Annotated in this window: 22 protein-coding genes; 20 read left to right on the top strand and 2 right to left on the bottom strand. The window is 74.1% G+C overall.

What is annotated here, in order from left to right; all coding sequences use genetic code 11:
* A partial coding sequence (locus tag AB0K07_RS28810; RefSeq protein ID WP_363760064.1) for a hypothetical protein occupies positions 1 to 196 on the bottom strand: 196 nt, incomplete at its 3' end.
* Between the two features lie 1,606 nt (positions 197 to 1,802).
* Between AB0K07_RS28810 and AB0K07_RS28805 the strand changes: the two genes are divergently transcribed.
* The 20 genes from AB0K07_RS28805 to AB0K07_RS28710 all read left to right on the top strand — a co-directional run bounded on the left by AB0K07_RS28805 (position 1,803) and on the right by AB0K07_RS28710 (position 24,095).
* Entirely contained in the window at positions 1,803 to 2,498 is a 696-nt protein-coding gene (locus tag AB0K07_RS28805; RefSeq protein ID WP_363760088.1) for a hypothetical protein, read from the top strand.
* A 152-nt stretch (positions 2,499 to 2,650) separates the two neighbouring features.
* On the top strand, positions 2,651 to 3,115 hold the full coding sequence (locus AB0K07_RS28800) for a DUF948 domain-containing protein (RefSeq protein WP_363760062.1): 465 nt from the start codon (positions 2,651 to 2,653) through the stop codon (positions 3,113 to 3,115).
* 29 nt (positions 3,116 to 3,144) lie between these two features.
* Positions 3,145 to 3,450 carry a hypothetical protein gene (locus tag AB0K07_RS28795; protein ID WP_363760060.1) on the top strand — a complete coding sequence of 102 codons (306 nt, stop codon included), beginning with the start codon at positions 3,145 to 3,147 and terminating at the stop codon, positions 3,448 to 3,450.
* On the top strand, positions 3,447 to 6,125 hold the full coding sequence (gene alaS, locus AB0K07_RS28790) for an alanine--tRNA ligase (protein WP_363760057.1): 2,679 nt from the start codon (positions 3,447 to 3,449) through the stop codon (positions 6,123 to 6,125). The genes AB0K07_RS28795 and alaS overlap by 4 nt, the downstream gene beginning before the upstream one ends.
* 40 nt (positions 6,126 to 6,165) lie before the next feature.
* Positions 6,166 to 6,624 carry a Holliday junction resolvase RuvX gene (gene ruvX / locus AB0K07_RS28785; RefSeq protein ID WP_363760054.1) on the top strand — a complete coding sequence of 153 codons (459 nt, stop codon included), beginning with the start codon at positions 6,166 to 6,168 and terminating at the stop codon, positions 6,622 to 6,624.
* Positions 6,624 to 7,817, top strand: a complete 1,194-nt coding sequence (mltG, locus tag AB0K07_RS28780) for an endolytic transglycosylase MltG (RefSeq protein ID WP_363760051.1) — start codon at positions 6,624 to 6,626, stop codon at positions 7,815 to 7,817. The genes ruvX and mltG overlap by 1 nt, the downstream gene beginning before the upstream one ends.
* Positions 7,817 to 8,659, top strand: coding sequence for a shikimate dehydrogenase (locus tag AB0K07_RS28775; RefSeq protein WP_363760048.1), 843 nt, complete (start codon positions 7,817 to 7,819; stop codon positions 8,657 to 8,659). Before mltG ends, AB0K07_RS28775 begins: the two co-directional genes overlap by 1 nt.
* 91 nt (positions 8,660 to 8,750) lie before the next feature.
* A complete protein-coding gene (locus AB0K07_RS28770) occupies positions 8,751 to 10,457 on the top strand; it encodes a glycosyl hydrolase (RefSeq protein ID WP_363760045.1) in 1,707 nt (568 codons plus the stop codon).
* A gap of 222 nt (positions 10,458 to 10,679) precedes the next feature.
* Positions 10,680 to 12,617, top strand: coding sequence for a hypothetical protein (locus tag AB0K07_RS28765; protein ID WP_363760042.1), 1,938 nt, complete (start codon positions 10,680 to 10,682; stop codon positions 12,615 to 12,617).
* Positions 12,618 to 12,711: 94 nt separating this feature from the next.
* Positions 12,712 to 13,263, top strand: coding sequence for an acyltransferase (locus tag AB0K07_RS28760; protein WP_363760039.1), 552 nt, complete (start codon positions 12,712 to 12,714; stop codon positions 13,261 to 13,263).
* A complete protein-coding gene (locus AB0K07_RS28755) occupies positions 13,256 to 14,851 on the top strand; it encodes a lipopolysaccharide biosynthesis protein (protein WP_363760036.1) in 1,596 nt (531 codons plus the stop codon). The genes AB0K07_RS28760 and AB0K07_RS28755 overlap by 8 nt, the downstream gene beginning before the upstream one ends.
* Positions 14,852 to 14,920: 69 nt before the next feature.
* Positions 14,921 to 16,219 carry an O-antigen ligase family protein gene (locus AB0K07_RS28750; protein ID WP_363760033.1) on the top strand — a complete coding sequence of 433 codons (1,299 nt, stop codon included), beginning with the start codon at positions 14,921 to 14,923 and terminating at the stop codon, positions 16,217 to 16,219.
* Positions 16,216 to 17,841 carry a lipopolysaccharide biosynthesis protein gene (locus AB0K07_RS28745; protein ID WP_363760030.1) on the top strand — a complete coding sequence of 542 codons (1,626 nt, stop codon included), beginning with the start codon at positions 16,216 to 16,218 and terminating at the stop codon, positions 17,839 to 17,841. Before AB0K07_RS28750 ends, AB0K07_RS28745 begins: the two co-directional genes overlap by 4 nt.
* An 8-nt stretch (positions 17,842 to 17,849) precedes the next feature.
* Positions 17,850 to 18,752: a sulfotransferase domain-containing protein gene (locus tag AB0K07_RS28740; RefSeq protein WP_363760085.1), complete on the top strand. Its 903-nt coding sequence runs from the start codon at positions 17,850 to 17,852 to the stop codon at positions 18,750 to 18,752.
* Complete coding sequence (locus AB0K07_RS28735; RefSeq protein WP_363760027.1) at positions 18,749 to 20,011, top strand: hypothetical protein; 1,263 nt, start codon at positions 18,749 to 18,751, stop codon at positions 20,009 to 20,011. The genes AB0K07_RS28740 and AB0K07_RS28735 overlap by 4 nt, the downstream gene beginning before the upstream one ends.
* Positions 20,012 to 20,235: 224 nt before the next feature.
* On the top strand, positions 20,236 to 20,718 hold the full coding sequence (locus AB0K07_RS28730) for a UDP-N-acetylglucosamine--LPS N-acetylglucosamine transferase (protein ID WP_363760023.1): 483 nt from the start codon (positions 20,236 to 20,238) through the stop codon (positions 20,716 to 20,718).
* Between the two features lie 50 nt (positions 20,719 to 20,768).
* Positions 20,769 to 21,398, top strand: a complete 630-nt coding sequence (locus tag AB0K07_RS28725; protein WP_363760082.1) for a glycosyltransferase — start codon at positions 20,769 to 20,771, stop codon at positions 21,396 to 21,398.
* Positions 21,395 to 22,315 (top strand): glycosyltransferase, encoded by a 921-nt coding sequence (locus AB0K07_RS28720; RefSeq protein WP_363760020.1) that lies wholly within the window; start codon positions 21,395 to 21,397, stop codon positions 22,313 to 22,315. Before AB0K07_RS28725 ends, AB0K07_RS28720 begins: the two co-directional genes overlap by 4 nt.
* Before the next feature lie 98 nt (positions 22,316 to 22,413).
* On the top strand, positions 22,414 to 23,592 hold the full coding sequence (gene aroC / locus AB0K07_RS28715; RefSeq protein WP_363760017.1) for a chorismate synthase: 1,179 nt from the start codon (positions 22,414 to 22,416) through the stop codon (positions 23,590 to 23,592).
* Positions 23,592 to 24,095: a shikimate kinase gene (locus AB0K07_RS28710; RefSeq protein ID WP_363760014.1), complete on the top strand. Its 504-nt coding sequence runs from the start codon at positions 23,592 to 23,594 to the stop codon at positions 24,093 to 24,095. The genes aroC and AB0K07_RS28710 overlap by 1 nt, the downstream gene beginning before the upstream one ends.
* A 51-nt stretch (positions 24,096 to 24,146) precedes the next feature.
* Here AB0K07_RS28710 and AB0K07_RS28705 read toward each other — a convergent pair whose 3' ends face one another.
* Positions 24,147 to 24,875: an alpha/beta fold hydrolase gene (locus AB0K07_RS28705; RefSeq protein ID WP_363760011.1), complete on the bottom strand. Its 729-nt coding sequence runs from the start codon at positions 24,873 to 24,875 to the stop codon at positions 24,147 to 24,149.
* Between the last annotated feature and the right edge of the window lie 20 nt (positions 24,876 to 24,895).

Here is a 24,895-nt window from a genome sequence, read left to right as displayed (position 1 = left end):
CCGCGCCCGCCCGCACCACCGCCACCCCGCGCAGCGGGGGCCACCGGTCGAGGTGCAGGAACCCGCCCCCGCCCCCGCCCGCGCCGCCCGCCGCCGCCCGCCCGGCCGGCGGCGACCCGGCGGGCCCACCCGGGCCCCGCCCGACGTCCGGCGCGCCAGCCGGCCCGGCCCGGCCCCGCCCGGCGGCGTCGCCCACCGGCGCACCCGCCGGCCCACCGACCTCGGGCCCACCGACCGGCCGTCGGCCGGCTGCCGCCGCACCGGGCGGCCGGGCCGCCCCCGCCGGGACCGGTGGCCACGCGGACGCGATGCCGCCGCTGCGCCGCCCGGACGCCGCACCGCCGGCCGGCGCGACCCCGCCGGTCGCCGATGGCCTACGACCCGACCCCGCCGTCGACCGTGACCCGCGTACCGCCCGTCGTCGCCCGGGCCCGGTCGACCCGGGTGCACCGGAGCCGTCCGGCCGTGGGCCCGCCCGCCCGGCCGCCGGCGGTCGCCGCCGCGCCGCCGAGCCCGCCGAGCCGGTGGTGCCCCGCTCGGGCAACGCGCCACCGATGCCCGGCGCGTCCACCGGTCCCACCGGCGGCACGCCCACCGTTGGCCCGGCCGACGGCACCGGTCGCCGCCGGGCCGTCCCGGACGAGCAGGGCCGACGCGCGCCGGCCGGCGGCGAGCCACGGGCGGACCGCCCGGAGCGGCCAGCCGACTGGCTGCGCCAGGCCGGCCGCCTGCCGCACACCGACCCGGCCCTGCCGGTGGTCAACCGGCGCGGCGGCAACCCGCCCGCCGGGGAGCGCCGCCCGGCGCCGCCAGCGGGTGTGGATCTCACCGACGGCTCATCCGGCCCGCTCGCCGTGCCCGACCCGGCCGCCGAGCGCGCCACCGGCCGCCGGGCCGCCGGGCCACCACCCGATCCGGGGGCGAACGCTCCTACCGGTCGCCGCGCCGCGCGGCCCAGCACGCCGGAGTCCACCGGAGAGCAGCCGAGCGGGGGCCTGACCTACCCGCCGGCCGCCGGCGAGCGGCCCACCGGCCGCCGGGGCGCTCCGGCAGCCACCCCGGACCCCAGCGGGCGCCGCCGCCGTCCGGGGCCCGGCAACGACGGCCCCGCCGGCCCGGGCCGACCCGGCGCGGCGGGCAACCACGCCGACGACGCGTACGCCGGTCCCGGTGGCGGTCCCGCCGGTCCCGGCGCGGCACCCCGGGGCGCGGCCCGTTCCACTCCGTCCGGCCGGGCCCGACCCGCCCCTGGCGACGCGCCGGTCTCGGGCGCCGGCCGCCGTGGCCCCGACGGCCCGGCCCGCCCCGGCCCCGAGGCTGCCGCCCGGAGCGCCGTCCGCCCGGACGGCCCGGCCCGTGCCGCCGTCCCGCCGGGCGCTCGCCCGGACGGTCCCCCCACGCCGCGTCCGGACGGTCCGGCCCGTGCCGCCGTCGCACCGGGCGCCGGCCCGGACGGCCCGCCCCGGCCGCGCCCCGACGGCCCGGCCCGTGCCGCCGTCCGCCCGCCCGGCACCGGGCAGCCGCCCGTCGGCGACGACCGGGCCGGTGGTGAGCCCGGCAGCGGGCCCGCGGTGGCCCGCGCCGGTGCGCCGGTCGTCCGACCCGCGCCGGCGGACCGCGCCGCCGGTCGTGCGCTGCCGCCGCACCGGGAGCCCGGCCGCCCCGAACCGACCGGCGTCGCCCCGGTGCCGCCGCCCGGCCGGCCGGGCGAGCCCGTCGGCGTGGCCCGTGCCGCCGCCGTGGTGCCCCCGCCGACCGGACCGGTGGACCGGCCGGCGCCCGAGCCGGCCGCCGCGCCGACGCTGCGCGCGCCCGGTCGGGACGCATCCGACGATGAGGACGCCCCCGGCGCCCGCTCCGAGGCGCGCCGGCAGTCGCGCGAGCGTCGCCGCCTGCGTGCGGCGGTGCTGGCGCTGGTCAGCGTCGTGCTGCTCGGTGCGGTGCCGCTCTTCTTCGGCATCCGTACGCTGAGCCGCGACCCGGTCTTCGACAACCTGGACCAGCTGAACGTGCCGGGATGGGCCGCCGCGAAGACGGTCGACGACGTCAGTGGCAGCCGCTGGTGCCTGCTCGACTGCCGGCTGCGCGAGCGCACCGTCACCTCGGAGAAGTCGCCGGAGGAGACGGCGCGGGCCTACGAGAGCGCGTTGCGCGAGGACGGTTGGCAGCCGTGGAAGGTGGCCCGCTGCCCGGAGCAGGAGACGAAGGGCAGCTACACCTGCTGGCGTCGCGACGAGTTGACCCTCGACCTGTGGGTGCGCGAGCCGACCTGCGTGCCGCCGCCGGTCGACGGCGAGCCGGCGATCGTGCCGTCTCCCGACCCGTCGGCCGCTGCGGCGCAGTGCACCGGCTCGTTGGTGTCGGTGAAGGTACGCAACGCGATCGACGACGAGCGGACCAGGCCACAGCCGAGCACCGATCCGTCACTGACCGGAGAGGATCCGTTCCCGACGGTCAGCGCGGATCCACTGGGGGAGCTGACACCCTCACCGTCGTGAGCCGATCTCCATCACGGACGGTAGGGTCTGGGGCTGGCGGGCCGGAGCCCGCTGCCGCGGACCGGTGACGGCTCCGCGGGCCCGCCACGGGTACCAGGTTGTGCGTTCCGGGGACGTCGGGTCCTGAGGAACTCTGCTTGAGGAGGACAGGCGTGGGCGACATTGGAGAGGTTGCGGCGCTGGTCGCGGCGTGTGCGTTCGCGGTGCTGGTGCTGATCCTGACGCTGCCCATCCTGCGGCTGCGGCACACGGTGGACGCCACCACCCGGATGATCAACGACCTCAACGATCGGACCGCGCCGCTGATCGGCGACGTGAACACCACGGTGAAGAACGTCAACGTCGCGCTGGAGCAGGTGCAGACCTCGCTCGACGGCGTGAACCTCCAGCTGGCGAAGGTCGACACCATGACCAGCCACGCGCAGAACGTCACCGCCAACGTCGCGAACCTGGCCACCGTGGTCTCCGCCGCGGCCGCGAACCCGCTGGTCAAGGTGGCCGCGTTCGGCTACGGCGTACGCAAGGCCGCCGCCGGCCGCCGGCACGCCGAGACCGAGCGCGAGGTGCGCGACACCATCAAGCAGCAGCGGCGGGCCGCGAAGCGCGGCAACCGCTGACCGGCCGGCGCACCAGGAGGTAGCGAGACATGAGGCGGTTGTTCTGGCTCGGCATCGGGCTCGCCGTCGGTGTGGTCGTGGTCCGCAAGGTCACCCGGACCGCGCAGGCGTACACCCCGGCCGGCGTCGCCAGCACGTTGTCGGAATCCGCTGGCGGGCTGGTCGAATCGCTGCGTAGCTTCGTGGAGGACGTTCGGATCGGGATGGCCGAGCGCGAGCAGGAGATCCATCAGGCGTTCGCCCAGGGCGAGGCGTTCGACGACCAGTTCGCCGATCTGCGGGACGACCCGCGGATCGGCGATCGAGAAATCTTTCCGGAGGAACACCAGCGATGAAGACGGCGGAGATCAAGCGGCGGTACCTCGCGCACTTCGAGGCGAACGGCCACGCCGTGGTGCCGTCCGCTCCGCTGCCCGCCATCAGCGACCCGAACCTGCTGTTCGTCAACGCCGGTATGGTGCAGTTCGTCCCCTATTTCCTGGGCCAGCAGACCCCGCCGTACCGGCGGGCGGTCAGCGTGCAGAAGTGCCTCCGCACCCCGGACATCGACGAGGTCGGCAAGACCAGCCGGCACGGCACGTTCTTCCAGATGAACGGCAACTTCTCCTTCGGTGACTACTTCAAGGAGGGGGCGATCCCGCTCGCCTGGGAGCTGATCACCAAGCCGCAGGACCAGGGCGGGTACGGCCTCGACCCGGATCGGATCTGGCCGACCATCTATCTCGACGACGACGAGGCGTTCGAGATCTGGCGCTCGATCGGCGTCCCGGCCGAGCGGATTGTCCGCCGGGGCAAGGCGGACAACTTCTGGTCGATGGGCATTCCCGGGCCGTGCGGCCCGTCCTCGGAGCTGTTCTACGACCGGGGCCCGGAGTACGGCCGGGAGGGGGGCCCGGCGATCGACGAGGACCGCTACATGGAGTTCTGGAACCTCGTCTTCATGCAGTTCGAGCGGGGCCCGGGCACCACCAAGGACGACTACCCGATCCTGGGTGACCTGCCGGCGAAGAACATCGACACCGGCATGGGCCTGGAGCGGATGGCGTCCATCCTGCAGGGGGTCGACAACCTCTACGAGATCGACGAGGTCCGGCCGATCCTGGACCGGGCGGCCGAGTTGACCGGCAAGCGCTACGGCGCGCACTCCGGCCACGTGGCCAGCGAGTCGCACCCGGACGACGTCCGGCTGCGGGTGGTCGCCGACCACGTGCGGACCGCGCTGATGCTGATCGGCGACGGCGTGACCCCGAGCAACGAGGGGCGCGGCTACGTGCTGCGCCGCATCATGCGCCGGGCGATCCGGTCGATCCGGCTGCTCGGCTGGCAGGACCGGGCGCTGCCCGAGCTGCTGCCGGTGGCGCGGGACTGCATGGCGCCGTCGTACCCGGAGCTGGCGACCGACTTCGACCGCATCTCGCAGTACGCGTACGCGGAGGAGGAGGCCTTCCTGTCCACGCTGCGCGCCGGCACCACGATCCTGGACACGGCGATCGCGGAGACCCGCACCGCGGGTGGCACGGCGCTGTCCGGGATGAAGGCGTTCCAGCTGCACGACACGTACGGCTTCCCGATCGATCTGACCCTGGAGATCGCCGCGGAGCAGGGCCTCACGGTCGACGACGAGGGCTTCCGCCGGCTGATGGCGGACCAGCGGACCCGGGCGAAGGCGGACGCGCAGGCCCGCAAGACCGGGCACACCGACGTGTCGGCGTACCGGGCGGTGCTCGACGCGGACGGCCCGGTGACGTTCACCGGGTACAGCGAGGTGGCTCGCGAGTCGCGGGTGCGGGCGCTGCTCGGCGAGGACGGCCCGCGCCAGGCGGCGACCGAGGGCGACACGATCGAGCTGGTGCTCGACACGACCCCGTTCTACGCCGAGGGCGGTGGTCAGCAGCCCGACCAGGGCGTGATCACCGTGGGCGGCGGTCAGATCGAGGTGTTCGATGTGCAGCAGCCGGTGCCCGGCCTGATCGTGCACCGGGCCCGGGTGGTCCGGGGTGAGGTGCGGGCCGGCGAGACCGGCTACGCGGAGATCGACACCACTCGGCGGCGGGCGATCTCCCGGTCGCACACGGCCACCCACCTGGTGCACCAGACCATGCGCAACTTCCTGGGCGACTCGGCCACCCAGGCGGGTTCGTTGAACGCGCCGGGCCGCCTGCGGTTCGACTTCAACACCCCGACCGGGGTCTCGCCGAGCGTGCTGCACGACGTGGAGCAGCAGGTCAACGAGGTGCTCCTGGCCGACCTGGAGGTGCACGCCTTCATCACCTCGCTGGACGAGGCGCGGCGGATCGGGGCGATGGCGCTCTTCGGCGAGAAGTACGGCGAGGAGGTGCGGGTCGTCGAGGTCGGCGACTACGCCCGGGAGCTGTGCGGCGGCACGCACGTGGCCCGCTCGGCGCAGCTCGGCCTGGTGAAGATCCTCTCCGAGTCGTCGATCGGTTCCGGCGTCCGCCGGGTCGAGGCGCTGGTCGGCATGGACGCCTTCGGCTTCCTGGCCCGCGAGCACCTGCTGGTCTCCCGGCTGGCCGAGCTGTACCGGGTGCCCAACGAGCAGGTCGCCGAGCGGGTGGAGCAGACCGTCACCCAGCTCCGGGACGCGGAGAAGGAGCTGGAGAAGCTGCGTGCCCAGCTGGTGCTGGGCGGGGCGGCGGCGCTCGCGGCCCAGGCCCGGGACGTGCGCGGGGTGGCGTACGTGGGCACCGAGGCGCCGGAGGGCGCGGCCGGCAACGACGTGCGGACGCTCGCCCAGGAGATCCGCGGCAAGATCGACCCGGCGCGGCCGGCGGTGGTCGCGGTGGCGGCTCGCGCGAACGGCAAGGCGTCCCTGGTGGTGGCGGTCAACCAGGCGGCCCGCGGTCGGGGCCTGGCCGCCTCGGATCTGGTGAAGGCGGCGTTCTCCGGGCGCGGCGGGGGCAGCCCCGACCTGGCCCAGGGCGGGGGCCTGCCGGCGGCCGAGGCGCCGAACCTGTTGCTCACCGTCGAGAAGGCGATCAACGAGGCGTGATGGGCCACCATCGTTCGTCGCTCACCGGAGGTCACGGCCGGTGACGGGGCTGACGCGTGGGGTGCGCATCGGGGTGGATGTCGGCCAGGTCCGGGTGGGGGTGTCCCGCTCGGATCCGGACGGGGTGCTGGCCACCCCGCTGGTCACCCTGGCCCGTGATCTGACGGCTGCTCCGGACGCGGTGCCGAGCGACCTTGCCCAGCTCGCAGCGTTGGTGGCCGAGCACGAGGCCGTCCAGGTTGTCGTCGGGCTTCCGGTCAATCTCGCCGGCAAGCACGGTCCGGCGGCTGTCCATGTGAAGGCTTACGCTGACCGACTGGTCGATGTGATAGCACCCGTCCCGGTAACGCTTACCGACGAGAGGATGTCGACCGTGGTCGCTTCTCGTAGGCTTGCCGAGCGTGGCGTTCGGGGCAAGCGTCAACGTGCGGTTGTCGACCAGGCGGCCGCGGTGGAGATCCTGCAGAGCTGGCTGGACGCGCAGCGGAGGCGGACGTAATGATCGACGATTTGGATCTTGGGTTCGATGAGCCGGAGCGGGGGGAGAAGGGCCGGCACCGGCGCGGGTTCGTCCGCAAGCGCAAGGGCGGGTCCGGGGGGCGCGGCAAGACGTTCCTGGCCCTGCTGCTGGCGCTGTTCCTGCTGGGCGGCATCGGTGGCGGCGCGTTCTACGGCTTCGACCGGATCCAGAACTACTTCGTCACCCCGGACTACGACGGCGCCGGCACCGGTGAGGTCACCGTCGAGATCAAGCAGGGCGCACTGATCGCCGACATGGCGGATGCGCTGGTCAGCGCCGACGTGGTGAAGAGCCAGAAGGCGTTCATCGAGGCCGCCGAGGCCAACTCGCGCAGCAAGAACATCCAGCCGGGCACGTACAAGCTGCGCAAGCAGATGAGCGGCGCGAGCGCCGTCACCGCGATGCTCGACCTGAAGAACAAGATCGTCAACGGGTTGACCATCCCTGAGGGCCGCACCAGCCTGAACATCTACAAGCTGCTCTCCGAGAAGACCAAGATCCCGGTCAAGGACTTCCAGGCCGCCGCGAAGGACCCGGAGGGGCTCGGCATCCCGGACTGGTGGTTCAAGCGCGACGACGGCAAGAAGTCCCCGAAGTCCGTCGAGGGCTTCCTCTTCCCGGACACCTACGAGATCCCGCCGAAGGCCACCGCGGAGAGCATCCTCAAGCTGATGGTGGAGAACTTCCTCTCCGTGACCAGCGAGATGAAGTTCGCCGACCGGGTGCAGGCCGAGCGCAAGGTCAGCCCGTACGAGGCGCTGATCGTGTCCTCGCTGGCGCAGGCCGAGGCAGGCAACAAGGACGACCTGGGCAAGGTCGCCCGGGTGGCCTACAACCGGGCGTACGGCGAGTTCCCGTGCAACTGCCTGGAGATGGACGTCACGGTCAACTACTACCTGGAGTCGATCGGCAAACCGACCAAGACGTCCAAGCAGATGACAGAGTCCGAGCTTAACGATCCGAAGAACCCGTACAACCGCAAGCTGCGGGGGCTGATCCCCACCCCGATCAACAACCCGGGCAAGGAAGCCTTGGAAGGTGCAATGGATCCGCCACCGGGCAAGTGGGTCTTCTTTGTGGCGATCGACGACAAGGGCCACTCCGCCTTCGCCGAGACGCCCGAGCAGCACGAGCGCAACAAGGCCAAGGCTCGGGAGGCCGGCATCATCTGATGGCGCTGCGACGACGTGCGGCGGTGGTGGGCAAACCGATCGCGCACTCCCTCTCCCCGGTGATCCACACCGCCGGCTACACGGCGGCCGGGCTGGTCGGGTGGTCGTACACCCGGATCGAGTGCGCCGCGGCGGAGTTGCCGGACCTGGTCGCCGGCCTCGGCCCGGAGTGGGCCGGGCTGTCGGTGACCATGCCGGGCAAGGAGGCGGCGCTCGCGGTGGCCGCGGAGGCCTCGCCGGTCGCCGTCGCCGTCGGCGCGGCCAACACGCTGGTACGTCGTCCGGACGGCTCATGGTACGCGGACAACACCGACGTCGGCGGCATGGTCCAGGTGCTCACCGGCGCCGGGGTGACCGCTGGTGCCGCCATGACGGTGCTCGGCGCCGGCGGAACGGCTCGCGCCGCCCTGGCCGCCGCCGCGCGGCTGGCCTGCTCCTCGGTGACCGTGGTGGCCCGCCGTGCCGAGGCGGTCGACGACCTGCGGCCGGTGGCCGGCGCGCTGGGCGTCGCGCTGAGCGCCGGCGCCTGGGCCGACGCGCCCCGGCATCTGGCCGCCGAGGTGGTCGTCTCCACCGTCCCGAAGGGAGTCGCCGATCCCCTCGCCGGCGCGGTGACCTGGTCGCCGGGCGCGGTCTTCTTCGACGCGCTCTACGACCCGTGGCCGACGCCGCTGGCCGCCTCCGCCGTCGCGGCGGGCCTGCGGGTGGTGTCCGGTCTGGACCTACTGCTGGCCCAGGCCGTCGGCCAGTTCGAGCAGTTCACCGGGGTCGCCGCGCCGGTGGAGGCGATGCGGGCGGCCCTGCGGCGGGTGACCGGGGCGACTTCCTTAGCTGACGGTTAAGACGCGCTTAGGGAAAACTGTCCTCCCGGCGACATCGTGTGGTCGTCGATACGCTGCTCACGGTTACGGCAGCAGACACAGGGAGTTCTCCTTGAGCAGGCACGGACTGCACCGCATCACCCGCTACCGCCCCGGCCCCCGTCGCAAGGCGATCGCCATCGGCGTGGTCGGCGGCTCGGTTGTCGCCGGCATCGTGGTGACCATGATGCCGCTGCTGGCCAGCGACGACCTCTCGATCCGGGCGACGGCGGACACCACCGCGACGATGGTGCCGCAGGACGGCGACAACGCCGCCAAGACGACCCTCGCGACGTGCGCGGCGCGCTGCGACGGCAACCCGCGGGGCGCCCGGGAGGCGGTCATCGAGTTCGCGGTGACCACCGTGCCGGCCGCCGCGGTCAACGTCCGGGCGACGCTGCGGGTGCACGCCTGGCAGCAGTTCCCCGCCACGGTGACGGCGCACGCCACGCCGCTGAGCGCCCGCGAGGCACGGCCGGCCCCGGCGCCGGCCGGCGCGGCGCTGGACACCGTGACCGAGGTGTCCAAGGGCTTCAACGAGTGGGACATCTCCCGCCTGGTCACCGGCAACGGCACCTGGACGGTGTCGTTGGCCCAGGCCGGCCTGGACACCCGGATCTACTGGGCGTCGGCGGAGAACCGCGACCCGGAGCTGCGGCCACGCCTGGTCATCAGCTACGACATCGGGGCCCGACCGTCGCCGGTGACGACCACCCGCCCGGCGCCGCCGCCGACGCCGAGCGCGACGCCGACCACCACCGCGCCGAAGCCGTCACCGACCATCGCCCCGACCCGGCCGTCCAGCCCGTCGGCGAGCCCCACGGTCGCGCCCGGGACGTGCGGCGCGGTGTCGGACAAGCTCGTCCCCTCCTGCGGCGCCTGGTGGGGCATGTACTCGCCCTCGGGAGCGGCCACCGGCTGGAACCACGCCAAGGCGGTCACCGACGTCGAGGCGCAGGTCGGCCGGAAGTTCGACATCGTGCACCGCTACCACGACTTCTCCAACGCCGGCAGCAACGGCGCCTTCCCGGACGCGTACGAGCAGCAGCAGATGCGCGAGGGTCGGCTCATGTTCTTCGCCTGGGAGTCGCGCAACTTCTCCGCCGGCACCAGCCTGACCTGGGCCGACGTCTACAGTGGCCGGCAGGACGCGACCATCGACGCGGTCGCCGGCCGGATCCGGGACGCCAAGGTGCCGGTCTTCATGGGCTTCGACCACGAGCCGGAGGACGAGCCGGGCAAGGGCGGTGACGCCGACTTCGTCCGGGCCTGGCGCTACGTGTACGAGCGGTTCGCCAAGGCCGGCGCGGACAACGCGGTCTGGGTCTGGACGATGATGGGCTGGTCCGGCCACTACTCCCGGTACGCCGGCCTGTACCCCGGTGACCGCTACGTGGACTGGGTGGCCTACGACCCGTACAACTTCCACGTCTGCAACGGCAGCACGGTGTGGAAGAGCCCGAGCACCACCGTGGGCAGCTTCTACAAGTGGCTGGACGAGAACGGCATCGGCGCCGGCAAGCCGCGGATGCTCGCCGAGTTCGGCACCAACTTCAACTCCGCCGACCGGGGCGCCAAGCAGCGCTGGTTCCAGGAGTTCCCGGCGGCGCTGAAGGCGCACCCGAAGATCAAGGCCGCCATCTACTTCAACTCGCCCGGCATGACCACCCGCACGTCGACCTGCGACATGACGATGAACCACGACGCGTCGGCGCTGGCCGGCTTCGCGGAGGCCGGCCGCGACCCGTACCTGCGGCAGCCCACCGGAGGGAGCCGCTGACGGCGACGACGAGGGCAGTGCCGGCAGTTCGCTGACCGGGTCGGAAGCCCGACCCGCCAGCGTTCTGTCGGCTTGCTGACCATGCACCGCCCAATCGGCGGATATCGCCTACCAGGCTGGACGAGGCACGCTACCTCGGGTTCTCATCCAATCTGGAGGCGCAGCGTGCCCAAACTCTCGCACTTGTGGCGTTTCGCCGGACGACGTCGTACTCAGGCGGGGGTGGTCGCGCTGGTGACCATCGCCGCGGTGCTCACCGTTCCCACGGCGACCTCGGCGGCGATCGTGCCGGTCCCGCAGACCGCGACCCTGGTCTCGGCGAACCCGGCCGACGCCACCCCGCACGCCAGGGACGGCGAGACGCGCGCGTTCGCGCAGGTCGGCAACACGGTCTTCGTCGGCGGCAGCTTCACGCAGATCCGGCAGACCGCCAGCACCGCGTGGATCACCCAGCGCTACCTGTTCGCGTACGACCGCAGCACCGGCACCATCTCCACCACGTTCCTTCCGGTGCTCGACGGCGCGGTCAACACGCTGCTCGCCGGCCCCGGCGGCACGCTGATCGTCGGCGGCGCCTTCAAGACCGTCAACGGGGTGTCCCGCAAGAACCTGGTGGCGCTCAACCCGTCCACCGGCGCGATCATCGACAGCTGGGTCGGGCGGTCCGACGGCGGCACCGTCCGCGACCTGGTGCTGCACGACAACTGGCTCTACGTGGCCGGCGCGTTCAACTGGCTCAACGGCACGGCGCACGCCGGTCTCGGCCGGCTCAACGCGACCACCGGTGCGATCGACCCGACCTTCAACATCAACGCCACCGTCGGGCGGCACAGCACCACCTCGTACGTGTGGACGATCGACGTCGCGCCGGACGGCGACACCCTGGTCGTCGGCGGCAACTTCCTGTACGTCAACGACCAGCCGCGCAACCAGATGGCGCTGGTCGACCTCTCCGCGACGCCCGCCCTGATCGACTGGAGCACCGAGAAGTTCGTCCCGCCGTGCGCGGCGCCGGCGACCTTCGTGCACTACGTGCAGGACGTGAAGTTCGGTGGCGACGGCAGCTGGTTCGTGGTCGGCACCAACGGCGGCGCCGGCTGGCCGGCCGCGTACTGCGACGCGCTGGTCCGCTTCGAGACCGCCGCCCGCGGCGCCAACCAGCTCGCCACCTGGGTCGACTACACCGGCAACGACACCATCACCTCGGTCGAGGTCGCCGACAACGTCATCTACCTCGGTGGGCACTTCCGCTGGGTGAACAACCCCAACGGTGTCGACGCGGCCGGCGCGGGCGCGGTGGACCGGCTCGGCATCGCCGCGGTCACCCCGGCCACCGGTATGCCGGTGAACTGGAACCCGCGCCGCAGCGGCAGCGCCTCGATGCCCGCGGGCACCAGCAACTGGGGCTCGGCGGTGCCGGTGCTCTGGCGCGGCTCGGACGGCCTCTACTTCGGGCAGAACTCCGACGGGATGGGCGAGGAGTACCACGGTCGGCTCGGCATGTTCCCCCTCGCCGGCGGCCGTACCTTCAACCCGAAGAACCCGCCGTCCGCGACCACCGGCAACCTCTACCTGGGCACCGCTTCGGGCACCCTGGCCAAGGTGCCGTTCGACGGCGCCACGCTGGGCAGCCCGACCACCGTCAGCCAGCCCGCCTACACGGCGGCCGGCGCGACCTGGCGGGTCGACGACCGGATCTACTGGTCGCACACGGTGGCCGGCACGCCCACCGGCAGCCGGATCGACGTCTCGCTGTTCAACGGCGGGGCGATCGGGGCGCCGTGGGAGGCGTCGGGCTACAACGACTGGTTCAACCCCGCCGCGCTGACCGGCGCCTTCTTCCTCGACGGCCGGCTCTACTACACCCGTACCGGCGCCAACAACCTCTACTACCGCTACTTCGAAATCGACGGCAACTACCTCGGTGCCACCGAGTTCACCCTGCCGACGACCGGCGTGCCGTGGTCCGGGGTGCGCGGCATGGCCTGGGTGGGCGGCAAGATCGTCTACGGCGCCACCGACGGCACGCTGCGCAGCGTGGCGTTCGACCCGACGGCCGCGCCCAGCGTGGTGGTCGACGGCACCACGGCAACCGTGATCACGCTCGCGACCCCCGGCCTGTCGTGGTCCACTCCGTCGACGTTCTTCTCGGTGCAGTAGCGGCTAACCGTTCGTAACCGAACATCGGTAGATTGTTCACCTGGGGCCGGCGGCGGTAGCACCGCCGCCGGCCCCGCAACATGGGGGAGGGTCGTTGGTCGGCGCCGCTGGCATCCGCGCGAAACACGCGGTACGGCTGGTCTTCGCGATCAAACGTGGCTGGTACCGGCTCCGCTACCGACGACTGACGCTCGGTCGGGACGTGGAGATCCGGGGCCGGATCCGGCTGCGCCGCGGAGTCCGGGTGAGCATCGGCGACCGGACACGGTTGAACAAGCTGGTCCGCTTCGCCGGCCCGGGTGAGGTGCGCGTCGGCGAGGACTGCCTGCTCAACGCCACCTGGATCGGCACCTGGACGTCGGTGACCGTGGGGGACCGGTGCCTGCTGTCGGACTGCGAGCTGCTCGACAACGACTTCCACAACCTGGCACCCGAGCAGCGGCACGCACCACCCGGCCCGGCCACCCGCGCCCCGATCGTCCTCGAGGACAACGTGTGGGTCGGCGCGCACGCCCTGGTGCTGAAGGGCGTACGGGTCGGCCGGGACAGCGTCGTGGGCGCGGCGACGGTGGTGCGCACGGATGTGCCACCTCGCGTCGTCGTCGTCGGCAATCCTCAACAGACGGTGAAGAAGTTCCATGACTGACGCAGGCCCCGCCTCCTGGCCCACCGACGGCTCGTCCACCGGCGCCGCCCGTTCCGTCACGCTGACCGACCTGCTCCGGGTGCCGATGCACCGCCTGCGGCTCGTCGTGGCGGTGGCCGCCGTCGGTCTGCTGGCCGCGCTCGGCTACCTGGTGCTGGTGCCGGCGGCGCAGACCGCGAGCGCCGTGGTGGCCGTCCGGCCGGTGGTGACCGACGCGTTCACCCCCAGCGGCGCGGGCGCCGACCGCGCGGTCAACATGAACGTGGAGAGCGGCATCGCCACCGGCACCGAGGTGGTCCAGCGGCTCGCCGACTCCGCCGGCGGCGACCCGCGCGACATTCGCGACGCCCTCGAGGTCGAGGTGCCCACCGGCGGGCAGATCCTGCGTTTCAGCTACCAGGCCCAGGACGCCCAGCGGGCGGTGCAAAGCGCCAACCTGGCCGCCCAGGCCTACCTGGACGTGCGGCGCAACATGTACGAGCAGCAGCGCGCCGAGATGCTGCGCTCGTACGACGCCAGCATCACCAAGGTCGTCGCCCAGCAGACGGCGGTGCAGAAGCGGGCGAACAGCGCCAAGGACACCGCCGCCGGGGACGCCGCGCTCGCCGAGCTGGCCGGCATCAACAACCAGCTCACCCAGCTCAACGCCGCCCGTACCGAGATCGCCGCGGTCGACATCAACCCCGGCTGGGTCACCCAGACCGCCGAGCGGGCGCTGGTCTCCTCCGCCGGGCACCGGCCGCTGTTCCTGATCGCCGGCCTGCTCGGCGGCGCGCTGGTCGGCGTCGTGCTGGCGTACGTGTGGGAGTCCACCGACCGGCGGGTCCGCTCGGTGGCCGACGGCCGGGACGCGACCGGCCTGCCGCTGCTCGGCACGGTGCGCCGGCCCTCGTTCCGGGGCAGCCCTCGGGCGGTCGACGCGGACATCCGGTACGTGGCGATGGCGGTCGCCGAGCGAGTCCACCAGCCCGCCCGGGTGGCGCTGGTCACCGCCCGGGAGGACGCAACGAGCCTCACCGCCGGGCTCGCCGTGGCGCTCGCCTCCGACGGGCGCGAGGTCTTCGTCGCCGACGACAGCGGGCGCGCCGAGCGGCTGCGCGCCGCGGTGCTCGCCGACCGTGGGCGGTTGCCCATCGACCCGTCCCGGCCACTGGTGCCCAAGCCCCGTCCGGCGGGCACCCCGGCCCCGGCCGGCGCCACCGCCGAGAACGCGGCACGTCGGCCGTCCCCGCACCCGCCCGGCGCCCGCCCGTCCACCGACCCGGACGCGACGCTGACGCTGCCCCGGGTGGCCTCCGCCCGCGCGGAGAACGGCCGGCCCGCCTCACCGGACGAGGTGAGCGTTGGGGTGGGCAGCGTCCGGTTCGGCACCTGGCGCCAGGGCGCGGACCACGGGCTGGTGTTGTTCAACGCCCCGCCCGCGGAGTCCGACGAGCGCGGCGTCGCGGTGGCCCGGCAGGGCTGCGCGGTGGTCGTCGTCGAGCGGGACCGCACCCGACAGAGCGACCTGCGGCGCCTGGTGGAGAGGCTCCGCGCCGCCGGGGTGACCCCGCTCGGCTTCGTGCTCACCCGCAACGGCCGGGCCTGACGGGTGTCGGCAACCCGCGCCCCGGCGACCGATCCGCCGCCCGGCGGCTCCCCGCCGGTCGGAGTGCCGATGTCACCGCCGCCCCCGACGCCACCCCGGCTGCCGCTCTGGCCGCTGTCACTGATGTTCGGCCTGGTGCCGGTCTGGTGGCTGCTCGGGGCGTTCTACCTCGGCTGGCCGCTGCTGGGTGCGCTGCTGCTGGCACTGCTGCTCACCCGGGGCCGGGTGCCACTTCCTCCGGCGGCCGGCATCTGGCTGCTGTTCCTGGCCATCGTGCTGGTCAGCGCCACCCAGCTGTCGTCCCCGGCGTCCCTGCTGACGTTCGCGCTGCGGCTGGCCTTCTACGTGACCGCGCTGGTGGTCGGGGTCTACGTCTACGCCGCCGCCCGCGAGCGCGCCGACCTGGTGGTGGTGCTCGCCCCGCTCTGCGCGTTCTGGTTCGCGCTGGTGGTGCTGGGCTGGCTCGGGGTGCTGGTGCCCCGGCTGGCGATGACCACCCCGGTGGAGGTGCTGCTGCCCGCCGGCGTGGCCCGCACCCCGTTCATCCAGGACATGGTGCACCTGGCCACCGCGGAGTACAGCGCCCGCTCGCTCAACCCGATCTACCGGCCGGCCGCGCCGTTCGCGTACACCAACAACTACGGCAGCGCGTACGCCATGACCCTGCCCTGCGTGGTGGCCTTCGCCATGCTGCGCCGGCGGGGGCTGCTGCGCTGGGCGCTGCTGGCCTCGCTGCCGCTGTCGCTGGCGCCGGCGTTCCTCACCCTCAACCGGGCGATGTTCCTCAGCCTCGGCGCCGGGCTGGCGGTGCTGGGGGTGCGGGCCAGCCTGCGCGGCAACGTCCGGGTCGCCGCGTCGATCGTCGGCGTGGTGGTGATCGGCGCGCTGGCCACGCTGTTCATCCCGATCACCGACCTGATCAGCAAACGGGTCGACTCCAGTGACACCAACACCGACCGACTCTCGCTGTACACCGAGGTGATCCGCCGGGTGCAGGAGTCGCCGTGGCTGGGCTACGGCGCGCCGGTGAACGTGGACACGGTCTCCGCGGCCGCGCCGATCGGCACGCAGGGGCAGCTGTGGATGGTGCTGTTCAGTCACGGCGTACCGGCGTTGATCTGCTTCCTGGCGTGGTTCCTGGCCGCCGCGGTGATCTGCGCCCGGGCGACCTCGGCGGCCGGGCAGTGGCTGGCCGTGGTGCCGGTGGTCTGCCTGGTGCAGATCCCGTTCTACGGCATGGCCAACCAGAACCTGGCGGTCGCGTTCTTCGCCGTCGCCTTCGCGATGGCGCTCAGCGAGCGGGAGCGGTTGAGCCGCTTGGCCGCCCTGCGGCCGCCGGCCCCGCGGACCGCGGCGGTGCCGGCATGACCGCCACGACCCGGCCGCCCGCCGGCCCGGACCACCCGCCACCGGTACCCGCGTCGCCGGTGGCTGTCGCGGCGGCGGACGCCGGCTCGGCGGAGACCCGGCGCAGCGCGCGCAGTGGCGTCGCCGGGCTGCTCGGCGCGGCCACCAGCGGCCTGTTCGGCTTCGTGCTCGCCGTGGTGATCACCCGGGGGTACGGCACGGCGGGCGCGGGCGCCTTCTTCGCCGCTATCGGGGTCGTCACCGTGGCCACCGCCGTCTGCACGCTCGGCGCGGAGACCGGTCTGATGTGGGCGCTGCCCCGGCGCCGCGTCGGTGCCCGGGGCGACGCGGCCCGGGTGCTTCCGGTGGCGCTGATCCCGCCGCTGCTGGCCGGGTTCCTGGTCGCCGGCGCCGGCGCGCTGACCGCCGACGCGCTCGCCCCCCGGCTGCTGCGCGGCTCCGGCGAGGGCGGCGACACGCTGCTCACGGTCACCTTCGCCGCGGTGCCGGTGGTGGTCGCGATGACCCTGCTGCTGGCCGCGCTGCGCTGCGTGCGGCCCATCAGGGCGTACGTCGGGGTGCAGTTCCTGCTGCTGCCGGTGGCCCGGCCGGTGCTGGTCGGCGCTGCCGCGCTGGCCGGCGGCGGCCTGCTCGCCGGCATGACCGGCTGGCTGGTGCCGGCGGCGCTGGCGCTGCTGGCCTGCCTCACCCTGGTGGCCGGCCCGCTCGGGCTGGGCCGGGGCGCCGCGCTGCGACCCCGCCGGGCCGACTGGTCGACGTTCTGGCGCTTCGCGTTGCCCCGGGCCGCCTCGGCGGCCATCGACGCGGGCAGCATGTGGGTGGGCGTGCTGCTCACCTCGGTGCTGGCCGGACCGGCGGACGCCGGGGTGTTCGGCGCGGTCGGCCGGTACGTGCTCGCCGGCCAACTGGCCATGCAGGGCCTGCGGGTGGCGGTGTCACCGCAGCTGTCCCGCCTGCTCGGGCGGGGCGAGCGGGCCGCCGCGGCGGCCGTGCACCGGCAGCTCACCATCTGGGGGCTGGTGCTGTCCTGGCCGGTGTACCTGCTGCTGGCGGTCTTCGCGCTGGCCTTCCTCCAGCTGTTCGGGCCGGAGTTCACCGCCGGCGTGCCGGCGATGACGGTGCTCGCGCTGGCGATGCTGGTCAACACCGGAGTGGGCAACGTACAGAGCCTGCTGCTGATGGGCGGGCGCAGCGGGCTGCACCTGGTGGCCACCCTGGCCGGGCTGACCATGACGGTCTCGCTGGGGCTCTGGCTGATCCCCGGGCAGGGCGCCACGGGTGCGGCGCTGGCCTGGGCCGCCGGCATCGCCACCGAGAACCTCACGGCCGCCGCGTTCGCCCGGTCGGTGGTGCGGGAGCCGCTGGTCGACGCCGCGACGGTGCGCGCGGCGGTGGCCACCGTGGCCGGTGTCGGCCTGGCGGCGGCCGTCGGCGTGCTGGCCGGCGGCCGCGGCCTGCCCGGCCTGGTGGTGGCGCTGGGCGTGCTGCTGGCCGGTTGCGTCGGCTTGTTGACGTTGCCCCGGGTGCGCGCCGGCATCCGGGTGACCATGAGGCAGATCCGTGGGCGGGACGGTGCGGCCACGGCCGCCGAGCCGGCCGCGGCGTCGACGAGAGGCAGGTGAGGTCCGTCGTGGCGTCCATCCGTGACCGGGTCAAGCAGTTGGTCCCGACCCAGGTGACCAGTCTGGTGAAGGAGTCCCTGGTCGACTACGGGGTCCGTACGAGTGACCGGCGGCCCCTGCCGGACTTCCTGATCATCGGCACCAAGCGGGGCGGCACCACCTCGCTGTGGAACTACCTCATCCAGCACCCGCTGGTGCCCCGGCTCTTTCCCGCGTGGAACACGAAGTCGGCGCACTACTTCGAGGAGCACTGGGGTCGCGGCGAGGCGTGGTACCGCTCGCACTTCCCGACCGAGCGGCAGCGGGAGGCGCTGGCCAAGCGGCACGGCGGGCCGGTCCGCGTCGGGGAGGCCGCACCGCTGTACATGTTCCACCCGCTGGCCGCGCAGCGGGTCGCCGCGCTGATGCCGACGGTGAAGCTGATCGTGCTGCTGCGGGACCCGGTGGAGCGGGCGTACTCGCACTGGAAGGAGCGCCGCACGCACGGCATCGAGCCACTGGACTTCGCCGCCGCGTTGGCCGCCGAGCCGGAGCGTACGGCGGGGGAGCGGGAGCGGCTGATCGCCGAGCCGGAGTCCTTCAGCGAGCCGTACGACTGGTACACGTACCGGGCCCGGGGGCGCTACCTGGAGCACCTGGAGCCGTGGCTGGAGCGCTTCGACCGGAGGCAGATCCTCTTCCTGCCCAGTGAGGACCTCTACCGCGACTCCCGCGCGACCTACCGGCGCACCCTGGATTTCCTCGGGTTGCCGCCGCACGACCTGCCGAGCTTCAAGGTCTACAACGACCGGCGCTCGGCACCCCTGGAGCCGGCGGTGCGCGCGGAGCTGACCGACTACTACCGGCCGTACAACGACGCGCTGCGCCAGCGGCTCGGGCTGTCCCTCGACTGGGCGGACCGGGCGGCGTGACCACCCAGGTCGCCCCGGCCACCGACCCGCGGTCCCGGGTGGACGGGCTGGGCTGGGTGAGCCGTGCGGTCTTCCCGGACGAGCGGGTCGGCCTGACCGTGGGCGGCGCCCCGCCGCCCGGCCACCGGGCGGTCGCCCGGTACGCCGTGGTGCCCTCGGTGGCCCGGGCGCGGTTCCTGGTGCCGTTGGGCGCACCCCGCGCCGGGGCGGCGTCGCTGCTGGCGTACAACGCGCTGCGGCCACCGAAGGTGCGCGCGTTGCGGGCGGTGCTCGGCGGGCTGGCCCGGTTCGGCGCAGTGGGGCTGGCGCCCTTCCCGACGCTGACGGTGTCGGTGCCGGCCGGCGTGCCCGCGGCCGACCTGCTGCTGACCGAGCGGCTCGCCGACGCGCTCGGCGGTACGCCGCTGCTCGCCGCGTGCGGGGTCCGACCGCCCGACCCGAACGGGAAGCCGACCCTGCAACTGTTCACCGTCGACGGTCGCCCCCGCGGTTACGCGAAGATCGGCTGGAACGACGCCACCCGCGCGCTGGTCACCGCCGAGGCGGCGGCGCTGCGGTCGTTGCGCGCGGTGGCCGGCGTCGCCGACCACCCGGTCCCGCCGGGGCTGCTCACCGAGACGGCGTGGGCCGGCCAGGTGGTCGCGGTGATCGAGCCGCTGCCGCCGGCGGTACGCGGCGTTCCGGTCGACGACCCGCCGCGCATCGCGGCGCTGCTCGCCGTCGCCCGCCGCGGCGGCCCGGCTGGCGCGCCCCGCGCAGTGGCCGGGTCCACGTTCCTGACCCGGCTGGCCGCGCAGGCCGACCGCGCCGCCGCGACCGGGCCGGCCGGCGCGCGGGCGGTCGCCGCGGTCGCCGCGCTGGCCCGCCGCCACGGCGACACCGAGGTCGAGTTCGGCCACTGGCACGGCGACTGGGTGCCGTGGAACCTGGGCCGGCACGCCGGCCGGTTGGTCGCCTGGGACTGGGAGCACAGCGGGCCGGACGTGCCGCTCGGTTTCGACCTGGCGCACGACGCCTTCCAGCGGGCCCTGGTGCTGCGCGGGGAGCCGGCCGCGGCCGCCGCACTCAACGTCGACGCGCACCTGGACCGGCACGGCGACCGGCTCGGCCTGGGCCCGGCGCAGCGCCGGCTGGTGGCCGACGCGTACCTGGTGGAGATGTGGCTGCGGACGTGGCGGCTGGCCGACGCCGGCGCGGGTTGGAACGCCGCGCTGCATCCCGCACTGTTGGACGTCATCGAGAAACGACATAGCGATTGAACCCGGCAGTTCGCCGCGCCGATGACCGTTGACCATCGCCGTAGCGTGACGGAAGAATTGCTGCTCGTGATGAGCGTCGATGGGTGGCGGAGGGTCGACGGCAGCGACCGCCACCGGTTGGAGATCGACTGGTCATCCGGTCGCCCTATTCAACGCTCGGGCTACCTGTGATCTGCTGCTGCGTGGCGTGGACCGAAATTCCAAGCGAACTTGTGGGGAGTCGCGTGGACGCGAACAACAACGAGGACGGCGAGCCGCCGGTGCTGCTGCTGGTCGGCTCCAGCGGCGGTCACCTGGCCCAACTGCTCGCCCTGCGGCCCTGGTACGAGAGTTGGCGGCGCTGCTGGGTCACCTTCGACACCCCGGAGGCGGTGTCGCTGCTGGCCGGCGAGGATCTGGTGCCGGCGCACCACCCGACCACCCGCAACGTGCCGAACCTGCTGCGCAACGCGCTGCTGGCCTGGCGGGTGTTGCGGCGTCGGCGGGTCGCCGCGGTGGTCACCACCGGCGCCGGGGTGGCCGTGCCGTTCGTGGTGCTGGCCCGGCTGCGGCGCATCCCGACCGTCTACATCGAGGTGTACGACCGGATCGACACTCCGACGCTGACCGCCCGGCTCTGCCGGCCGTTCCTGTCCGCGATGCTGGTGCAGTGGGACGAGCAGCGGCGGCAGTACCCGGAGGCCACCGTCGTGGGGACGCTGCTGTGACCGGGGAGACGGGCACCGCCCGCCGTCCGCAGCCGCCACGGATCGTTCCCGTGCCGGAGTCGTCCCTGCTGCCGCGCCAGCGCGAAGCCACGCCGGCCACCCAGATCCGGCTGCTGGTCGCGGTCGGCACCGACAAGCACCCGTTCGACCGGCTCGTCGACTGGCTGGCGCAGTGGCACGCGCAGGCCCCCGATCGGGTCGGGCTGACCGTGCAGCACGGGCACACCCCGGCGCCGCGCGTGCCCGGCGCGGTGCCGTTCCTCGGTCACGACGCGTTGCAGCGGGCGATGGCCGAAGCCGACCTGGTGGTCTGCCACGGTGGCCCGGCGACCATCCTGGAGGCTCGCCGGCACGGCCACCTGCCCATCGTGGTGCCCCGTGACCCGGCGCGCGGCGAGCACGTCGACGACCACCAGCAGCTCTTCGCCCGCCGGCTCGGCGCCGCCGGGCTGGTGGCGCTCTGCGAGACCCGGGAGGCGCTGCACGCCGCGCTGGCCGCCGGGCTGGCCGACCCGTCCCGGTACGCGGTGGCCGCCGACCCCGAGGCGCACGAGGCGCAGCGGGCGGCGGTGGCCCGCGTCGGGCAGATCGTGGAGGACCTGGTGGCCCGATCGACCCGGCGCCAGTCCCGGTGGCGGTTCTGGACGCGGTCCGGCCGCGGTGCGGAGGAGACCCGATGACCCGACAGCCGAGCGTCAGCGCCGTGGTGCCCACCCGGGACCGTCCGGAGCTGCTGCGCGCCGCGGTGCGGGCGATCCTGGCCCAGGAGTACCCGGGCCCGATCGAGGTCGTGGTGGTGTTCGACCAGTCCACGCCGGACGAGTCGCTGACCGGGCTGTCCGGCCCGGACCGCACGGTGCGGGTAATCCGCAACGAACGCACGCCGGGCCTCGCCGGGGCGCGCAACAGCGGCACCCTGGCCGCCGAGGGCGAGCTGGTCGCGTTCTGCGACGACGACGACGAGTGGCTGCCCGGCAAGCTGGCCGCCCAGGTCGACGCGTTGGTCGCCGACCCGGCGGCCGAGTTCGTCTGCTGCGGCATCCGGGTCAGCTACGACGGGCACACCGTCGACCGGGTGCTCGACCGGGACCGGATCACCCTGGACGACCTGTTGCGGGACCGGATGACGGAGCTGCACCCGTCCACCTTCCTGATCCGCGCCGCCGCGCTGCGCGACGGGTTCGGGCTGGTCGACGAGGAGATCCCGGGCAGCTACGCGGAGGACTACGAGTTCCTGCTCCGGGCCGCGCGCAGCGCACCGCTGATCAACCTGCGCACCCCGTCGGTGCTGGTCCGCTGGCACAAGCGCTCGTACTTCGCGCAGCGCTGGGACACCATCTCCGAGGCGTTGCAGTGGCTGTTGCAGCGCTACCCGGAGTTCGGCGGCCAACCGGCCGGCGAGGCCCGGGTGACCGGGCAGATCGCGTTCGCCCGGGCTGCCTCCGGCGATCCCCGCGGCGCGCTGCGCTGGGCCCGGCGCACCCTGCGGCGCAATCCCCGCGAGCCCCGCGCCTACCTGGCGCTCGCGGTCGCCGGCCGGGTGGTCCGGGCCGACGCGGTGCTGCGCACGCTGCACAAGCGCGGTCGGGGGATCTGAGCCGCGGTGGCGGCCGGCGTACGGACACCGGCGTCCGCAGGGCGGGACGCGACGGGCAGCGCACCGGGGCGGTGGCAGGCCGTGACAGACTGACCGCTGTGTTGCGCTGGTTGACTGCAGGTGAATCGCACGGTCCCGCCCTCGTCGCGTTGCTGGAGGGGGTGCCGGCCGGCATCGAGGTGAGCACCACCGAGATCGCCGACGAGTTGGCCCGCCGGCGGCTGGGCTACGGCCGTGGCGCCCGGATGTCGTTCGAGCGGGACGAGGTCGACGTGCTCGGCGGCCTGCGGCACGGCGTCACCCTGGGCAGCCCGGTGGCGATCCGAGTGGGCAACTCCGAGTGGCCGAAGTGGCGCACGGTGATGGCCGCAGACCCGGTGGACCCCGACGAGCTGGCCCGGCAGGCCCGCAACGCCCCGCTGACCCGCCCCCGGCCAGGCCACGCCGACCTGGCCGGCATGCAGAAGTACGGCCACACCGACGCCCGCCCGATCCTGGAGCGGGCCAGCGCGCGGGAGACCGCCGCCCGGGTGGCCGTCGGCACGGTCGCCAAGGCGCTGATCCGGCAGACGCTCGGCATCGAGATCGTCTCGCACGTGGTCGAGCTGGGTCCGGTGGCCGCGAAGTCCGGGCTGCGCCCGACCCCGGAGGACGCGGCCCGGATCGACGCCGACCCGCTGCGCTGCCTGGACCCGGAGGCCAGCGCCCTGATGGTCGCCGAGGTGGACGCCGCGAAGAAGGCCGCCGACACGCTCGGCGGCGTGGTCGAGGTGCTGGCGTACGGGGTGCCGCCGGGTCTGGGCAGCCACGTGCAGTGGGACCGCAAGCTCGACGCCCGGCTGGCCACCGCGCTGATGTCGATCCAGGCGATCAAGGGTGTGGAGATCGGTGACGGCTGGCAGCAGGCCCGGTCCCGTGGCTCCGAGGCGCACGACGAGATCATCCCGTCGGCGACCGGTGTCCGGCGGGTCACCGACCGGGCCGGCGGGCTCGAGGGCGGCATCACCACCGGTGAGCCGCTGCGCGTCCGTGCCGCGATGAAGCCGATCTCGTCGCTGAACCGGGCCCTGGCCACCGTGGACGTCACCACCGGCGAGCCGGCCACCGCGATCAACCAGCGCTCGGACGTCTGCGCGGTGCCCGCCGCCGCGGTGGTCGCCGAGGCGATGGTCGCGCTGGTGCTGGCCGAGGCGGCCACCGAGAAGTTCGGCGGGGACTCGGTCGCCGAGATCCGCCGCAACGTGGCCGGCTACCTCGACGCCCTGGTCATCCGCTGATGGCGCCGGTCGTCGTGCTGGTCGGTGCGCCCGGCTGCGGCAAGACCACGGTCGGGGAGGCGCTCGCCACGGCCCTCGGGGTGGAGTTCCGCGACACCGACACCGACATCGAGCGGATGGCCGGCAAGCCCATCCCGGAGATCTTCATCGACGAGGGTGAGGCGCACTTCCGTACCCTCGAACGGGCCGCCGTGGCGGCGGCGCTGGCGGCCACCTCGGGGGTGCTGGCCCTCGGCGGCGGCGCGGTGCTGGCCGAGGAGACCCGGGCCGCCCTGGTCGGGCACCGGGTGGTGCACCTGTCGGTCGAGCTGCCCGACGCGGTGAAGCGGGTCGGGCTCGGCGCCGGCCGGCCGCTGCTGGCGATCAACCCGCGGGCCACCCTCAAGCACCTGATGGACCAGCGCCGGCCGCTCTACGCCGAGGTGGCCACCGCGACGGTGGCCACCGACGGCCGGACCCCGGCGGAGATCGTCGCCGAGGTCGCCGCGCTGCTGCCCCGCTGACGCCGGCCCGGCCGGTGCGCAACCGGCCGGGCATCGCTCCGGGGCTGCCTTTCAGCCTCGGGCGGCGGCGTCGAGCACGTCGGCCAGGGCCTTCGGCTCGCTGAGCATCGGCCAGTGCCCGGTCGGCAGCTCGAACAGCTGACCACCGGCCAACCCGGTGAAGAACGGGTGGCCCTCGCCGATCATCTGCTCCACCACCGCCAGCGGGAAGGTGCTGGCGACCAGCGCCGTCGGGACGGGGCGACCGCCGGTGCGCCGCACCGGGTCGGTGGCGGCCCGCAGCGGCTGCGGGGTGGCTCGGGCGCGCAGCAGGGCCAGCATCGCGTCGTCCAGCCCGGCCAGGTTGGTCGGGTCGGCCGCCGGGTCGAAGGCGGGCGGCGGCAGCAGGTGGCCGCCGCCGATCGCGGCCCGGAGCCGCTCCTGCTCCTCCGGCGGCACGGTGTCGAACTGCGCGGTGCCGTCCGGCAGCGGCCCGCTCTCCACATAGACCACCCGGGCGATCCGGTCCGGGATGCGGTCCGCCGCCTGGGCGACCGGCATGCCGCCGCCGGAGTGCCCGACCAGCAGTACGTCGTGCAGGTCCTCGACCTCGATCAGCCGGACGATGTCGGCGGTGTGCGTCTCCAGGCTGACTTCCGGCCCGGCGAGGTGGTCCCGCTCGGCCAGCCCGGTCAGCGTCATCGGGTACACCTCGTGGCCCTGCGCGCGCAGCGTCGCGGTCACGTCCCGCCACGCCCAGGCACCCAACCAGAACCCCGGTACCAGCACGAACGTCGCCATCTGTCGCTCCTTCTCTCGGC

This window comes from Micromonospora sp. NPDC049301, from assembly GCF_040678715.1.
Lineage (GTDB): Bacteria > Actinomycetota > Actinomycetes > Mycobacteriales > Micromonosporaceae > Micromonospora.
Note: the sequence above shows the minus strand (reverse complement) of the source record. Positions and strands in the feature narration are given on the sequence as shown.

Coding starts and splice junctions, on each gene's coding strand:
- AB0K07_RS28795 (WP_363760060.1), top strand. CDS start 3,145: ATGAGGCGGTTGTTCTGGCTCGGCATCGGGCTCGCCGTCGGTGTGGTC.
- alaS (WP_363760057.1), top strand. CDS start 3,447: ATGAAGACGGCGGAGATCAAGCGGCGGTACCTCGCGCACTTCGAGGCG.
- mltG (WP_363760051.1), top strand. CDS start 6,624: ATGATCGACGATTTGGATCTTGGGTTCGATGAGCCGGAGCGGGGGGAG.
- AB0K07_RS28775 (WP_363760048.1), top strand. CDS start 7,817: ATGGCGCTGCGACGACGTGCGGCGGTGGTGGGCAAACCGATCGCGCAC.
- AB0K07_RS28755 (WP_363760036.1), top strand. CDS start 13,256: ATGACTGACGCAGGCCCCGCCTCCTGGCCCACCGACGGCTCGTCCACC.
- AB0K07_RS28750 (WP_363760033.1), top strand. CDS start 14,921: ATGTCACCGCCGCCCCCGACGCCACCCCGGCTGCCGCTCTGGCCGCTG.
- AB0K07_RS28745 (WP_363760030.1), top strand. CDS start 16,216: ATGACCGCCACGACCCGGCCGCCCGCCGGCCCGGACCACCCGCCACCG.
- AB0K07_RS28720 (WP_363760020.1), top strand. CDS start 21,395: ATGACCCGACAGCCGAGCGTCAGCGCCGTGGTGCCCACCCGGGACCGT.
- AB0K07_RS28710 (WP_363760014.1), top strand. CDS start 23,592: ATGGCGCCGGTCGTCGTGCTGGTCGGTGCGCCCGGCTGCGGCAAGACC.
- AB0K07_RS28705 (WP_363760011.1), bottom strand. CDS start 24,875: ATGGCGACGTTCGTGCTGGTACCGGGGTTCTGGTTGGGTGCCTGGGCG.